The organism is Dictyobacter formicarum (assembly GCF_016587435.1).
The window spans coordinates 158603-174140 of record NZ_BNJJ01000005.1; the positions used below are offsets into that span (position 1 = coordinate 158603).

The window sequence follows — 15538 nt, forward strand, 5'->3', positions numbered from 1 at the left end:
ATGAACCTATCTTTGCTCAATTTCTTTGCGTTTATTCTCAACCCGCCGATGGTATCGTGCCTGGTTTAAGCATGTAGCGTTCCGTTTGCCATAGCCGACCGGTGAGTCGTCAGGTCCAGCTACCTCTTCAAGGAAGCCCAGGCGTGTCACAAAGAGGCGCGTTGTGTTGGTATCGACCACTGCGGTCACTACCGTCTTCTGCTCGTCAAGCAGGTGGGCCAATTGAAACAGATCGGGATAGGGTTCAAGTGCTATCTGGTTCTGAAATGCTGTGCCAGTTTCCAGGGTCTCAAAGAGCCCATGCGCGTCACAGGCAAAGATGGCAACCCCTTGTAACCAGGGCTCGGCGTGGTTTTCAAGGTAACGTTGAACTTTTTCCGCATCCTTGCGAAAGCCATCTAGCGCGGGATGACGAGGCAACAATGTTCTCTCAATCTCGCGTAACCTTTTCCTGAGTACAGGGGTAGATGTGCGCCTCCATGGCTGTTTCCCCGACATATGCGGACTCATATCCAGGTAGACACTTAACACCTGTACTCCGTCGGGTTCAAAGGCAGCGAGTTTGTGAAAAAGTTCTTGAGCGTTCTGCGTATTTCATATTTCTCCTTGAGCAAACAACCTTGCATTCACTACTTTCCTCCCTCCAAACGTTTAACGTTTGCCATTAACGGAATGTGACTCTACCGCATCCTTAACTATTGCTTCTGCGATGTGACACTGATTTAGCCTATGTTGATTATTTTGTCCTATTTCGGATCAATACTGATGCAAAATGTAAATTTAGCATATAAACCAGAGCTAGTAAGCGTTACGCAATGCTATGATTGTCCTCTACTTCCACCACCCTTCATCTTCTTTCAAGGGATCCTGCGTGTACCCGCTCATTCACCAATTGTGCCACATAGTGCAATCAAGCTGACGGTAGTGGTCAAAATGGGAATGGTGTGATAAAGTACGAGAACCACCTCTATTCAGAAAGGGTTGTATGGTCACGATCACGCTCCAGTGCCCGCATTGTCAGAGTGAGAAACTCGTGCGAAATGGGCGGGCGCCCAACGGGAAACAGAAGTATCTCTGCCAGACATGTCAGAGGCAAAGCCGGGACAATCCCACTCTCCATGTCTGCTCAGAGGAACGCCGAGAAGAGATTCTTCGCGCCCACGAAGAACGCAGCAGTTTACGTGGGCTGGAGCGGACCTTTGGTGTGTCCCGTCAGACGGTAATTGTCTGGATAAAAAAAGGCCGCCTCGCTCCCGGCGTTGCACGAAACGTTGATTGAGCCCGATGGCAGCGAGGAGGCGACCGTGCTGGAGTTGGATGAGTTGTGGTCCTTTGTGCTGAAGAAGACGAATCAAGTCTGGATCTGGATTGCGCTCTGCCGCAAGACGCGACAAGTGGTGGCATACACTATAGGAGATCGCAGCGAAGTCACCTGTCGTTGGCTGTGGGAATCCATTTCTCCGCTCTATCGTATAGGTCACTGCTTCACCGATTTTTGGAGAGCTTATCAAGCAGTAATCCCAGAAGAGCAGCACAGTGCTGTTGGAAAAGAAGCAGGAGAAACGACCCACGTGGAACGCTGGAACAATACGCTTCGACAGCGTTTAGGTCGCTTTGTACGCAAAACATTGTTCTTCTCGAAAACATTTGTGATGCACGAGTCCTGCCTCCAGCTCTTTCTTCATCGGTACAACCGTGAGTGTGTCATCCGTTTCACGTGAGCGTTTCCTTTTAGGATCCAGGTAGAACCAGGGGGATGGGAGTCACAGTGGGGAAGATATGCAGCACGCTATTGAGCAAGACAATACCTTTTAATTACTATCGGCTCATCAAGAAAGGATTGATAATGTCTGATCTAACGTTACAGGAAATGGCTCCAGGAACTATGGCAGTGCTCGGAGGTTATTGTAATCGTGGCCTGATTGCAAATCGAGGGCATGTACTAGTCATCGATTCGGGGATCAACGTAGCAGAGGCAACATCTTTGTACGCTGCTGCACGGCAATACCAGCAACAGGGCGGGCTCTACCTGTTCAACACACACCATCATGGCGACCATGTCTTTGGCAACCAGGTCTTTGCCAATGGCCCAATTATTGCCCAACAGGGTGCTCGCGAAGCCTTTGTCAGGACTGGAGAACAAACGCTGGCTTTGTGGAAACAGGATCCAGATGACGGTGCGATGCTTAACGACGTCACTATGATTACCCTGCCGACCATCACGTTTCAGGAGACCCTCACCATCTTTATCGGCGATCTTGAGGTCCAGTTGCTCCACCTGGGAGCGGCGCATAGCTCCAGCGATAGCGTAGCCTGGTTGCCCGCATCGCGCACATTGTTTGCCGGCGATCTGCTCTTCAATAATCTCTTCCCGGCAATGCCACCAGAAGGCGATTCGGCCAACTGGATTCGCGCACTGAAGCGCCTGGAGCAATTGAACCCGCGGCACGTTATACCCGGCCACGGCCCCATCCAACCCCCCGAGGCTCTGCGTGCGCTGCGCACATGGATAGAAGAGCTACGTACGCGTGTAGCCAATGAAATTGAGCACTGGGATCAGGAGACCAGCGTGGCAAAAATGAGTGCCGAGCTGCAGTCCCTCTCTCCCCGATCACGCGAAGACCGCCTGCCTGTTGCGATCCAAAACGTCTATGCTGAATTGACGGGCCATCTTACCAATCCGTAGGGCAGATCCAAATAAAGAGCAATTGGTGTCAAATGTAGTGTCATAGCGAGGATAAAGCGCGTCGCGCACCGCGTACAGGGGCCTCCAAAGCCGGGTTGTGGGGCCCTGAAAAGGCAAAGTACTGCTTGTACTTGACATATTGCATCATATATTAAGCTCACTCAAGCTATATCATTCTGGTCGCACTCTGTCAGCAGCCGTTCATCATGCATTCTGCTCAACATAAAACTTGTCGGGATTGGCCTGACGTTGTAAGCTATGTGCAGACTACGTTGATTAAAGATCAGGTGAACTGCAGTGAGCGGTGCATCTGATGGCTTGTAGAAAACAAGGAGTTGTACCGTGCCTGGCAAAAATACACCCGAACAACCATCGCGACCTGGCAAAGGGCCAATCCTGGGACAGGGTCATGGATTGAGCGACAGCGAAGGAGAAATGATTAAGCAGATGATCCGCGAGGAACAGCATCCTAGCCGCGAGCTATTTATTCCTCAGGAAGATCTGGCGGCCGAGGCAACTACGACGATGTCGCCCCCTACGGCAAAGGTCATTGAAAGGAGCCGTATCCGCCCTATTCTGGAAATGTTTAATCGCGATTTCCTCTACGGGCAAGGCCGCTTCGATGAATATAAAGGTGGACTCATTTTTAAATGGGGCGATGGCTATTCGCGCCGCCATATCTGGGCAAAGGTGGAAGATGGCAATCTGCTGCTTGAAACCAGCCATACCAAAAAGTGCGATAAGCCCTACTGTAATGGGACGCACCATGTGCTGACCCCTGAGCTCTATACCGATCTTACCCTTATCAATCAGGAATTGGGAGATCGCTTCCGCCGTCCCGTCTATGAAAGTACTGAAGACTAGGAAGAAATACAATTGTGACCACTACGCTGATTGCCCTGGAAAAGGATTTGTTTTTTGCGGTAAAAATTCGCGATACGCTGCGCCATCATGAAATGGAAGCCTCGATCGTGCGTACACTGGCAGCCTTTGAACAAGGACTGACGGCAACGCCCACACCGGACCTGGCCGTCGTCGATACCGCTACCAGGGGTGTTGATTGGGAGGCAGCCATTCGCGCTGCGCGGGCCAGGCAGGTGCCGGTGCTGGCCTTTGGCTCGCACATGGATCTGGAGGCACGGGCGAAAGCCTTACAGGCTGGTGCCCACAAAGTTGTCGCCAATTCAAAATTTGCTAGCGACATGCCGGGCTTGCTTAATCGCCTGCTTAACGCACCTGCCGACCAAACATCCGCCGGCCTTAATGAAGAGAGCGAGGATGAAGAATAGCCAGCGGTAACAGACATGAGGTGTAGGGAGATCTGAACATAACACAGGGGTTCCTTTGAATAAAACATATCAAAGGAACCCCTGTTTATCATGAGCTTAGAGTAAGAGAGATACCCCAGGCTCTCTGTAATGTGGAAGCTTAGTGGCCGCAGCCGCAGCTACGAGCCTCACCACCGCCATCGGCAGTTTTAAAGGAGTGGCCACAGCCACAGCTTGAAACAGCGTTTGGATTGTTCACGGTGAAGCCCGCGCCCATCAGGCTATCAACATAATCAACTTCACTACCTGTGATATAACCCAGGCTCATGTCGTCAACGAAAATGTTGAAATCACCCAGAGAGACGACGGTATCGCCTTCCTGCTCTTCGTCAAGGGTCATACCATACTGGAGACCCGAGCAACCACCACCGGCGACAAAAACGCGTAGACCCAAAGTTGGATCGTTTTCCTGCTTGAGCAGCTCGCGAACTTTATCTGCTGCGGCGGAAGTCATGGTCAGAACGCTTGTCTGGATCGCCGACTGCTGGTTCTGCTCAATCATATAAATTCACCTCTCCGAAAGGGATGCGAGGGCAACCCTTTTACTATCTGGATAGTAAGATTGATGTGTTCACAATGACACATCTGTGATTGTACACTCTATAATTCTACTTTGTAGTGTGTTCTACAAGCCAGAGAATAATAAAGCGCACATCATATTTCATGTATTATACCACAAAGTGTTTTCCCTGCTAGCTGCCCATCGCTCCCAATCTATGCATGTGAAGCGGCTGCTACTGCGATGTGGAGAAAGGTGGGAGCGATGCATTCGATCTGCAATGCCGATCAAAAGAAAACCGCCTCTACCATCTCCATGTGCGTTTCGCTCGTGCTATTTGTACATTGAAAGCCTGCGAGCGTTACAGATTAAACATTTCATAGTATCTCCAAAAATTAAAACCGCTCTGCGCGCACTTTTATTCCAGTGCTCTTTTATTCCAGTGCTCTGGTTTTTTTTGCAATCATGCGTTTACAGGCTAAAGCGCTGCTGGGTGTATACGATGTTGGCAAGCAAACTGGAAATGTCAACCGGGGTACCAAAGACGATCTCGCTCTGCTGTCCCTGACCCATAGAAAGGCGTGTGATGCTGTTGGGGGCGGACCACCCCTGGGCCAGCAGGTGCGCTCCCAGCGCGCTGATCATGGCGGTCGAGAACGAACTACCACTCCAATCCGCCCAACCGGTCAGGTTGGATTCCCCGCCAGGAAATGTTGGCGAGATAAACAATCCACGTACAGCATCCGGCAAACCATGTTGATCCAATACCCCTGCACTATCGCCACCAAAGGTAGCGACTCCCGAGGTATCGGCTGGAAGATTGGCGGCATTGGCGAATTGAGATGGCAGAAAATTGCTGTTTACCGATGTAACGCTTAAGGTTGAGCTATAACGAGCAGGCGCCCGTGGTGGACGCGGTGGCAGACCCTTGCGAAATGCCTGATAAGAATCGTTACCAGCAGCGGCCACGATCAGCGCCCCATGGGCGAATAAACTGTCAAAGAGCAGACGTAAACCCTCTTCAAGCGATGTCAGCACGTTCTGCGCTCCCAACAATTGCGCCGTCGGCCATTGGCGATCCTGGAACCATAAATATGGCAGCCGCAAAAAATCGGGTAGCACGGTCAGGCTCAGGTTAATGACCAGGCGGCGAATAGTGCCCGAGATTAATTCATGCTCAAGGTCGGTCAGAATGGCAAAGAGGCTATAGAGATCACTCCCCCCAAAGTCATTAAGCGCGCGCACTAAACGAATACGCGCACGCGGAGCGAGATCGCGAATAATGCCAGACACAAAGAGTCCATGGTCAGGCATGAGATAGTAGCGATTACGCTGCGCCGCATCATGTCCGGTACGCACATCATTGGTGACTGGATAGCGATCATACTCTACCATGAATGAGCCGTCCTCCAGGCGCATATCTTCAGCCAGGCGCTGCAGCAGCCAGTTTCTCCTCAACTCTGGGCGCGTGGCCGCGCTACGAATACGGTCTGGATGTTGAGCCGTATCCAGCACCACCACGGTTACATCTTCCGCATTACGCGCATCCAATGTCAGGCCCTGCGCCGCGAACCGCAGGTGCCAGCCCGGCAAAGCCTGAGGAGGTGCATGGATCTCTAACGCAGGTGCAGGCCGTGGAGGCAAGCCAGGCCCGCCATCGCTGTAAAGTAATGGAGCGGCAGTTACCAGCCAGTTTGGCATCGCCGAAACGATATGCAATCCAAATTGCGCAAAATAGGCCACATGCGCGTGTATATAAGAAAGAGCAGCTGGTAGAGGATCACCCTCGCGCGTATCCAGCGGGTGTACATGAAAAAAAAGCGCCACCAGTGGCTGCTGACTATGCAGTCCAAAGACGAAAGCCCGGCGGCGCACTAGCGGCATCGTAGGAACTTCTTCCCAACGACCAGCCGTCCCATAAGGATCGAGGGTGAGTCGGTAGCGGGTCAGCAAAGTATTCAGTTGAGTACGAATCTGCTCAAACACTGTGTCCAGAGCATCATCCAGAGGAATACGCGTCAGGCGAGCGATAACAATCATTTCGCCGGGAATCCAGTGGAACAATCCCGCAGGTGTTCCCATAAATTCTGTTGCACTACGAGACATGCAGGGAATCCCCTTCCAACGGCATGCATGCTATAAAAAAGCATGTTATGATTTCTGAAATTAAAGGGTGATAGTACTTGCCTGTGAGGGCGCAGTACAAGTTGGAGCGAAGAATAGTCCCATTATAGCCTAATGAGAGTAGAGAGACAACCAATTAGGCCAGATGTGAGAAAAAGCGATAATGTGGCTTACTTATATAAGGCTCAGCATGCTCAAGCGATCGCTGATCTCATCCGTCTGTCATCAAAAAGATTCGCTATTTCGTTGTAACATTATGCTTGATATGGAGGGAACTGACATGATGTTTATATATGCAGACCAGCTTTACCATACGCTGGTAGAACTTGTACGTATTCCTAGTACTTCAGGTCAGGAGGAATATGTACGTGGCTATCTAGAGCAGCACCTGACCTCCCTGGGTTTAACAACTCAGGTCGATGACATGGGTAATCTTATCGCGACACTGGATGGTGAGGGCACGCCGGTCTTGCTCAACGCCCATATGGATCGCGTCGCACCAGGGCTGGGTCATACCCCTATTTTGAGGGACGGTGTTTTGTATAGCGATGGAAAAACAAATTTAGGCGCCGACGATGCGGCTGGAATCGTCGTTATTCTGGAAGTGGTACGCCGGGCGATTGAGCAACAGCTACAACTACCGCCACTGGTACTGCTCTTTACGGTTCAAGAGGAATGCGGCCTCTGCGGTGCTCATGATTTTGATGCTGAACGCTGGAATGTCGCTGATGGCATCGTATTTGATAATGCCTTTGAAGCCGGTGTGGTCGTATCTAAAGCGGCCGCATATGAGACGTTCGATATTACGATTATAGGCAAGTCTGGGCATCCAGGCCATGATTTAACAAGCACGGTGAACGCCATTGAGATCTTCCACCAGGCAAATTTTCCTATTGGCTCACTAGCTCTGGATCAGACGCGCATCAATATTGGCAAGATCAGTGGTGGCCATGCGCGCAATGCGATTCCTGATATGGTCAGAATTGAAGGTGAGATGCGTAGCTTTGAAGCTCCTGAGGTACGCCAGCGCTATCGTTTGCAGATTCAAGAAGCCTTTGAAGAGGCCGCACAGCGCCTGGGTGGTCGCGCTGAGATCGTTTTTAAGGTGCTTCACGAGGGCTATAGCATCAACCCCGACGAGTCCCTGTTGACAATGTATCAAATTGCTTTAGCGCAACACGGCTCTATTCTCAATATGAGACCAACCTTTATTGGCAGCGATACGGGTGGCTTGAGACCTGCTGTACGCGCTTTCACTGTTTCCACCGGTGTGGTTAAAGAACATACCGTTGAGGAACATGTGGCGCTGGCTCCGCTTGAACAGCTCGTGGTAGATACATTGCATGTACTCCACTTGTGGTGCACTCAAACCGCACAACCAGCGCAAGAATAATAAAAACTTACAGGTGTGCTCGATCTTTGTAATGTAAAAGAGCACACCTGCTACTATAAAGACTTGCAAAGAGCCTTAGAGAATATTTGCAAGGTCAGGCATTATGGTATACTAGAAACCGTCTTTCTCCACCCTCACGTCTTCGTATTTGCTAGCGAGAAAGCCTACCGCATACGATTGGGAATAGGACGGTGTTATCATAAGTGAAGGTATGCCGAAGCATGGCTACCTGCACAGTACATCGTAACACAGGCATAAAATAATACTTCTGCTTGTTATTATCAGTAGAAGATAAGCACATAAGTAAGGAAATACATCAATGGCAAAAATATATGGCGTAATTATTATTGGTTCGGGGCCAGCAGGCTATACCGCTGCTATCTATGCGGCACGTTCCAATTTGTCTGTGCTGATGCTGCAGGGGTATTCAGCCGGTGGTCAACTGATGCTGACCAGCGAGGTTGAAAATTTCCCTGGCTTTGAAGCAGGTATCCTGGGTCCTGAAATTATGGAAAAATTTGAGGCGCAGGCCAGTCGCTTTGGGGCCGAACTGCTGCCCGAAGATGTAACTGCAGTTGACTTTAGCAAACGTCCCTTCACAGTCACAACCGATATGGGCGAGTATCAGGCACGCTCAGTGGTTATTGCCACTGGTGCCAGCGCTAAATGGCTGGGACTGCCGAGCGAGAAACTCCTGCAAGGACGCGGGGTGACTGCCTGTGCAACCTGCGATGGTTTCTTCTTCAAGAACCGCGATGTCATTGTCATTGGTGGCGGTGATACCGCTATGGAAGAAGCAACCTTCCTGACTCGCTACGCCAGTCATGTTACGATTGTCCATCGTCGAGCCAGTTTCCGGGCCAGTAAGATCATGCAGGATCGAGCCGCGAAGAATCCGAAGATCAGCTTTCTGATGGATACCGAGGTTACCGAGGTACTGGGTGAGGATGCGGTCACAGGTGTACGCATCCGCAATACTGAAACCAGTGAAGAAACGACACTGGAAACAGAGGGAGTTTTCCTGGCTATCGGCCACCAGCCCAATACCGGGCTGTTCAAGGGCATCATCGATCTAGATGAGGCTGGCTATATCATTCCATCCGAGTTCACGATGACCAATGTGCCTGGCGTCTTTGCCGCCGGAGATGTTACCGATCATCGTTATCGCCAGGCGGTTACCGCGGCCGGCGACGGCTGTCGCGCCGCCATCGACCTGGAACGCTGGCTAGCCGAACAGGGTGAAGATGTAGGTGTGGAGAACTGGGATTAGTGGTTTCATCTAACCTTAATATAGCATACGAGCAGTCAATAGTTTTCCACTAGACCGCTCGTATGCTATATAGCTCGTTTTCTAATCCTTGAAAAGAGCTATTTACGAGTTGCTTCCAGTCAAAACCAGTCACTTGCTCAAACAGGCTCAACACATTCTTCTCATCATATCCCCAGGGGCGCTGTAGCGATCGCTCTTCGGGCAAAAGCATTCCTTCCTCTTCCACGCAGATGCCTTCCTGAAACAACACTTCTCTGACCAGGGAACCATCGACAAAGTACCAGAAACCATAAATACTGGCTGCGCCTTCAACTACAAAGGCAAAAATACGCCGTCCTCGCGAGAAGGCAGCCAGCATCTGCTCTCTCCAGGTGATAATACAGAGAGGGTCACATAACACCGTCCATGTGCCTAGTTGTCCGATCGCAAAAGGAACCGGTAGCATAGCTGAAAAAACATCTGCCGCGGGGAAGGTTCGTCCGGTCGGAAAGAACGAGCAAGGAAAATCAGCAATTAACTCTTTTGGCGTCATATGCTCGACACAAAATGCCGTAATTTGCCATCCCATACTTTTCACCTCTTTTAATACAATGATCCCTATCCATGCCCCTTTTACTTAAGACGACAAAAAGACACAAAATAAGACAAGTGATGCTCAATTATGGGTAGCATATAAAAAATTCCCCCATACATGTTTATATGGGGGAATTCTCAAACACACTTGCTGCGAAATTCTATTTCACGGACCCTTCGTAGATGCCCATAATAGTGCCCAGGAATTTTATTGCGTCATCATGGCTACGTTGGAAGGAGTTACGGCCAATGATAGAGCCAAAACCACCACCATCGCGAATCGCACGGGCCTCATTGAAGACCTGATCATCAGCAGCGGTGGCCCCGCCAGAGAAGATGACGATACGGCGACCATCGAATGCGCTCTGAACCACATGCTTAACACGATCAGCCAGAGTAGATGTTGGAATCTCGTACTTCTGATACACTTTCTGCGCCTCGGCTAGCTCAACTTTAGCACTCGGCAGTTTCACTTTGATGATGTCCGCACCCAGTTGAGCAGCAATCTGTGCGGCATATGTAACAACATCGATGGCGGTCTCACCCTCTTTGCTCAGCGAGCTACCACGAGGATAAGACCAGACGACCGTAGCCAGACCCGCCGACTTGGCTTCCAGAGACAGCTCACGTAGCTGCTCGTACATCTGGTTGCGCTCAGAGGATCCCGGGTAAATAGTAAAGCCTACAGCTACACAACCCAGACGAAGCGCATCCTCGACGCCCGATGTAACAGCGGAGATAGGATCTCGCTCGTCATTAAGCACATCATGGTTATTGCATTTTAAAATTAAGGGGATGTCACCAGCAAACTCGGATACGCCAGCTTCCAGAAAACCCAGAGGAGCCGCATAGGCGTTACAACCAGATTCAATCGCCAGCTGGAAATGGTAGCGAGGATCATATCCGGCTGGGTTTGGTGCAAAGCTGCGCGCGGGACCGTGCTCAAAGCCCTGGTCTACTGGCAGAATCACCATTTTACCGGTGCCACCCAGACGACCATGGTTGAGCATGCGAGCCAGATTTGTACGAACGCCAGGATTTTCGCTGCTATACCAGCTTAAAATTTCTTTGATACGGTCTTTCATTTTTCTATTCCTTAACGTATTTTGCTTCGGACCTTACCACAATCTCTGTGGTAACATATATTCCATATTGTATCACGACCATGGGGGAACCTGTATGCATCTCTACGTGTTCCAAGCCGTACTATCAATCAATACCTGACAGTTCAGCCTGGCCGTGCGCCACTTAGTGTAGCACATGGGGCAGGCCGTCTCAAACATAAACTCTATACACGATCATATTTGAAATTACGTCAAATTCCCCATAATACCAATCAGTTTCTCATCCTTGTAGATATTTCATCCACATGAATTTTGTTACCGCCCTTATATTGATACGTTTCTATATCAAGGTGTGGGGAAGAGAATCCTTATTTACCCCGCGCCCGCTATAAGTAAAGCATTTTATATATTATATTAAGGAGATAGATAGTATGGGCGGTAGTAGCTTCGACCTTATCACACAAGAACTATTAAATCAGCGACAGATTATGGAGAAACTGGAAGCGGAAAATCGCCAGTTGCGTCAACAGCTGAGCGACCTGCGCGCGGGACAGGGTATTTTTCTTGAAATTAATGGCAAGCGCATAGCTCTGAATACCTTACAGGCCGCCTCAACCACCCTATCCGTCGATGCTCCTATTGAGACGCAAGAAGCTGCGCAACCAGAAAAATCTCCTTCAGCCAGTGCAAACGCCTCATCCAGGCATCAGGCGAAGGCCGAAGTCGCCCGGTCTGGAGCACAACAGCCTCACATCACCACTCCATTACAAGAGGAAAACAAAGAGTCTGCGCAGCCAACGTTTTTAGAAGAGATTATGTTGGACGAATTTGCTTCAGCTCTCACTTCTCCTCACACAGCCTTGAAACAGCCTGAAAAGAAGCCTGAGCAGTCAGAGGAAGAGAAAAAAGCGAATCTGCGCCGCGAGTTGATGGGCAGTTTTCTGCTTGAATAGTATGTGCGGTCCAAACGCGGATATTACCCGGGAGAAAGTTAACTTGCAAGCTATCTTTCTCCCGATTGGTGGGCTCGTGCTACGATAAAGCCAGCCATTTTGTGCCTTCAACCACAATTATAACAACCTGCAAGGCTGGCATTTGTTTGTATAAGCCATTGCAAACGCTATGAAACGACGTGATGAATACTCAAACGGGGTCCCAATGAATACCCTATTTGAGTATTCATCACGTCGTTTCATTAGGAGAAAAGAAAAGGACGAGTACATAAAGGTAGCTAGCCAAGCGCATGGCTCTTTTGAAAGAGCACTTTGTACGACCTGCGGCAGATCCTGCAAATAGAAATATCATATTCTCCAGCATCCATATCATCCGAAGCCTACCTACCAGCACCCATTAAATGCGGGGGAGAAAAACGATGAACGAGCGCGGCAGGGGCAACCATGAGCCATCTTATCAAGAGCACCCTGGCAGTGTATCTACCGACAATGGCCTGGAAGCACGCATCTCACGCTTTTTACATAAAGAGGCGGGAAAAATACACTTTACGCCCGCATTGCGCCATCATATCATACGGAAGATATCATCACAACATCCAGTGCGCCGCAACTATGTGGCCGTTATCGTGATTGTGTCTGCTGCTACTTTGATCCTGACCCTCAGCGGTTTAATCTATTTTATGATCCACTCTGCCGCTCAGGCAGGAATTCACTATAATGTCAGCAAAGTGATCGCTGTTGCGCCTGAACTGGCCAATGGAGGACTATTACTCTCGCTGGATCCAACCGAGCGGCATATTGTTTATCAACCAGTCAGCCAGAGCGGTGTACTCTATACTGCGGACCTGATCAATCCAATTCAGAGCAATACGCTGGCCATGCGCGATGCCAGGGATATGGCCTGGGCTCCTGATGGCTCTGCGTTGGTGGCGACGGTGGCTCCTGCCAATACGGTCCATCCGTTGTTAGCCCTGGTGTCTGAAAGACAATATATGCGCTTGTTAGGGCATAATAATGCACTGGCTGCCAATTGGTCGCCCGATAATGCTGATGAGATTATGTTTGCTCAACAACAAAATAGAAAAACACAGCTCTGGTCTATCAAGACATCAGGTGCGCCGAGGACCCTGCGGATTTCGCTGCAGGAGCAGTTGCTGATTCAACATATGGGCTGGTCGTCGGATGGACGCTATCTGGCCCTGGTGGTTACGCAAAACGGAGGCGTAACAAAAGAGACACTCGATCAACCTGCACGTGCTATTTATGTAATGGATTTTCAGACCCATAAGCTGACCAATCTGGTCGCGCCCGGTAATTTCACCATTGGTAGAGTGGCATGGTCTCCCACCACATACGAGCTGGCGTATGAGCAAATCGGCACCAATCAAAAGATCGTTCTACAAACCGTCAATGTTACTAAACCAGACAAGCATACCAGCATCGTTCCCCAACATCAGCTGGCTGGCTGGAGTTGGTCAACTGATGGTCGGGCGTTGGTCTACAGTGATGGCGGCAAGCTTACGGCCTATATTTTTCATGGTGAGCCCATTACATTTTCCCATCAGAAACAGTTCATCTCACCTTTCTGGCTGAAAAATGGACAGATTCTCTGTATGGACATCACAAATGGTAAAGGCAAATTAACGCTCCTGACGCCGCAAAAATAATTGTTCCAGTAACACCTGGTAAAAAGGTGTTGCCAGAACAATTGCCTGCTAAATGGTGAAATTGACGGTACCTGGATCAAAACCATCACCATCTTTGGTACTTAATAGTAACGTCATCGTGGTCGTATCCTGAGGCACCAGAAACACGGCTGAACCATCCTGCCCCTGGACATGGGATGCAAACGTAATGGGCACATTGGCTTGCTGCGGTGAGACGGTCTGTGTACCAGCCTTGACCTGCATATAATCAAAAGGGGAGCCTGCAATCACCGACTGAAGGAGTGGGTTATCAATTTTAAACGTCAGGGTGAGATAACGCATTCCTTTGGGAGCTTGCTGGCCATCCAGGCTCCACTGTGTAGTAGCTTGCGTCACCTGGTAGTTCAGACTAAAATAGCTGGCGGTTTTATTGATGTCGATACTCTTCGTCGCATACTTGCTCACATCAGCATGTGGCTGCAAGGGGATATCCATGCGCGCTTCATTCGTGGCTCCCAATCGCAGAATAATCTTGTTGGCCTTGATGCTAGCAGGGACAGCAAAGTCCAGACTGGTAGTCTGCGTTTCACCTGCCGCTAGCGTTGGATTGTTTGTGGCATAGAGCAATGATACCTCTTTTCCACCCGGTAGTAAGACATGCGCGATATTGGGATATAATAGTGTGGTAGGATTTTTGCCTTTATTGGTTTCCTGCACATGTACGCGCAACATACCATCTGAATGGGTCATGGGATCATCCAGAAAGTTATTGGCTTGCTGGACATTTTGGAGCGTGATATCTGTACCGGCATAGTTGATGGTGGTCTGTAGATCAGTTGTGGAGATTGTGGACTGGCTAGCTTTGCCAATACCCAACAAAGGTAAGACAAAATAGAGGGCAACCCCCAAAATAATTACCAGCGCAAGTACCAGTAGCGCTATACCTATCAATCCTGGACGCCGCCTCTGTGAAGGAGGCCCGCGCCTGGACGAAGGTGGCGCAAAATCGTCTTCCTGCTGAGTTAAATCGCTATGATCCCTATTGAGAGGGCGCGCAGGATAACGTTCCTGAAACGTCGATGGAGGTTGATGTGCGAGCGAAAAACTATCCTCGCTGGCCTCACGTGGCCCTCGTTGAGAAAAAACTTGCTGCGCACGATCCGGGGGAAGAATAGATAACCCACAACGGCCACAAAACCGTTGTGAAGGGATTGTTTCTGCTCCACAGCGTGGACAGTTCCTGGGGAATGCCTGTGCCATAGCCATGCCGCTCCTTACTAAAATCATTGCTTGCTCTGCTTCTCGATATTGTACAAATATTGTACAACACGTGCTATCAGGCAGAAACAGCATAGCTCGGTAGTCCAGCCAGCTGATCGAAATATCAACTGGCTGTGCAGGTAGTTATTGAGTCATTGTGCGGTAAAAGTCGGCCAGGTTGGGAGTTCCTAACCCCGTTGTGTAATCCCACCCTCGCGCCGCTTGATAATAGAGATTATTTCCCTGCGTGTTTTTCATCATGGCCGGATCTATTTTAAAGGTGATTCGTACATGGAGTACTGTCGAACCTGCTAGAGGCCCAATCACTCGAGAGTTCATGGCGTCGCCTGGAATATTCAGATTCAGTGGTGCCTCTTTCAGTACATTAGTTTTCTTTACATTGGTTATTGTTCCACAGCTTGCCAGTGGCATCATAACCAGCCACAAGCCAATCAATGCAGTTACCAGTTGACCAGGCCGCATACTGCGATTACCAAAAAGCCAACGCATAAACATATACCCCCAAAAGACATCTAGAGAATAGCATGTATGAATAGCACAATCACGATTGATATATGCAAAAAAAGGTTAATATCTTTTTGTATCACGGATCAGGAGCTTAAAACAGTTCAGTATGGTCAGCATTTTCGATGCCTATATGACAACAATCGAAACCTGAGAAGTGATATAATAGAAGGGTAATTGGAAAAAATATTCTATGGCTAATAGAGGATCAATAGGA

At 49.6% G+C, this 15538-nt stretch carries 15 protein-coding genes; 8 read left to right on the forward strand and 7 right to left on the reverse strand.

Annotation, left to right across the window (positions count from 1 at the left end; genetic code table 11):
* Positions 1 to 6: 6 nt before the first annotated feature.
* Entirely contained in the window at positions 7 to 531 is a 525-nt protein-coding gene (locus tag JMI88_RS10495; protein WP_201361779.1) for a hypothetical protein, read from the reverse strand.
* 454 nt (positions 532 to 985) lie between these two features.
* Between JMI88_RS10495 and JMI88_RS10500 the strand changes: the two genes are divergently transcribed.
* From JMI88_RS10500 to JMI88_RS10515, 4 genes are all read left to right on the forward strand, one after another.
* Positions 986 to 1721, forward strand: a protein-coding gene (locus JMI88_RS10500) for an IS1 family transposase (protein WP_373323813.1) whose coding sequence is annotated in 2 segments (ribosomal slippage) — positions 986 to 1245 and positions 1244 to 1721 — 738 coding nt in all. Because the reading frame shifts where the segments join, the coding sequence is not laid out codon by codon here.
* Positions 1722 to 1846: 125 nt separating this feature from the next.
* Positions 1847 to 2686 (forward strand): MBL fold metallo-hydrolase, encoded by an 840-nt coding sequence (locus JMI88_RS10505; RefSeq protein ID WP_201361780.1) that lies wholly within the window; start codon positions 1847 to 1849, stop codon positions 2684 to 2686.
* Between the two features lie 342 nt (positions 2687 to 3028).
* Positions 3029 to 3550 carry a hypothetical protein gene (locus JMI88_RS10510; RefSeq protein WP_201361781.1) on the forward strand — a complete coding sequence of 174 codons (522 nt, stop codon included), beginning with the start codon at positions 3029 to 3031 and terminating at the stop codon, positions 3548 to 3550.
* Between the two features lie 14 nt (positions 3551 to 3564).
* Positions 3565 to 3975, forward strand: coding sequence for a hypothetical protein (locus JMI88_RS10515; protein WP_201361782.1), 411 nt, complete (start codon positions 3565 to 3567; stop codon positions 3973 to 3975).
* A gap of 139 nt (positions 3976 to 4114) precedes the next feature.
* Here the strand turns inward: JMI88_RS10515 and erpA are convergent, their stop codons facing one another.
* Together erpA and JMI88_RS10525 are read right to left on the reverse strand one after the other, a co-directional pair.
* The gene (gene erpA / locus JMI88_RS10520; RefSeq protein ID WP_201361783.1) at positions 4115 to 4516 is read right to left on the reverse strand and encodes an iron-sulfur cluster insertion protein ErpA; all 402 of its coding nucleotides are present in this window, start codon (positions 4514 to 4516) and stop codon (positions 4115 to 4117) included.
* 468 nt (positions 4517 to 4984) lie between these two features.
* Positions 4985 to 6619, reverse strand: coding sequence for a S8 family serine peptidase (locus tag JMI88_RS10525; protein WP_201361784.1), 1635 nt, complete (start codon positions 6617 to 6619; stop codon positions 4985 to 4987).
* A 298-nt stretch (positions 6620 to 6917) separates the two neighbouring features.
* Between JMI88_RS10525 and JMI88_RS10530 the strand changes: the two genes are divergently transcribed.
* Complete coding sequence (locus JMI88_RS10530; protein WP_201361785.1) at positions 6918 to 8030, forward strand: M20/M25/M40 family metallo-hydrolase; 1113 nt, start codon at positions 6918 to 6920, stop codon at positions 8028 to 8030.
* Positions 8031 to 8349: 319 nt separating this feature from the next.
* On the forward strand, positions 8350 to 9300 hold the full coding sequence (gene trxB, locus JMI88_RS10535; RefSeq protein ID WP_201361786.1) for a thioredoxin-disulfide reductase: 951 nt from the start codon (positions 8350 to 8352) through the stop codon (positions 9298 to 9300).
* Between the two features lie 49 nt (positions 9301 to 9349).
* Here trxB and JMI88_RS10540 read toward each other — a convergent pair whose 3' ends face one another.
* Together JMI88_RS10540 and JMI88_RS10545 are read right to left on the reverse strand one after the other, a co-directional pair.
* Positions 9350 to 9868 (reverse strand): hypothetical protein, encoded by a 519-nt coding sequence (locus tag JMI88_RS10540; protein ID WP_201361787.1) that lies wholly within the window; start codon positions 9866 to 9868, stop codon positions 9350 to 9352.
* Positions 9869 to 10034: 166 nt separating this feature from the next.
* A complete protein-coding gene (locus JMI88_RS10545) occupies positions 10035 to 10958 on the reverse strand; it encodes a class I fructose-bisphosphate aldolase (protein WP_201361788.1) in 924 nt (307 codons plus the stop codon).
* Between the two features lie 410 nt (positions 10959 to 11368).
* On the opposite strand from JMI88_RS10545, the gene JMI88_RS10550 reads away from it, so the two are divergent.
* Both JMI88_RS10550 and JMI88_RS10555 read left to right on the forward strand, forming a co-directional pair.
* Positions 11369 to 11890, forward strand: coding sequence for a hypothetical protein (locus tag JMI88_RS10550; RefSeq protein WP_201361789.1), 522 nt, complete (start codon positions 11369 to 11371; stop codon positions 11888 to 11890).
* Between the two features lie 419 nt (positions 11891 to 12309).
* Complete coding sequence (locus JMI88_RS10555) at positions 12310 to 13557, forward strand: WD40 repeat domain-containing protein (RefSeq protein WP_201361790.1); 1248 nt, start codon at positions 12310 to 12312, stop codon at positions 13555 to 13557.
* Positions 13558 to 13605: 48 nt separating this feature from the next.
* Here JMI88_RS10555 and JMI88_RS10560 read toward each other — a convergent pair whose 3' ends face one another.
* The gene (locus tag JMI88_RS10560) at positions 13606 to 14796 is read right to left on the reverse strand and encodes a zinc ribbon domain-containing protein (protein WP_201361791.1); all 1191 of its coding nucleotides are present in this window, start codon (positions 14794 to 14796) and stop codon (positions 13606 to 13608) included.
* A gap of 144 nt (positions 14797 to 14940) precedes the next feature.
* Entirely contained in the window at positions 14941 to 15306 is a 366-nt protein-coding gene (locus tag JMI88_RS10565) for a hypothetical protein (protein ID WP_201361792.1), read from the reverse strand.
* Between the last annotated feature and the right edge of the window lie 232 nt (positions 15307 to 15538).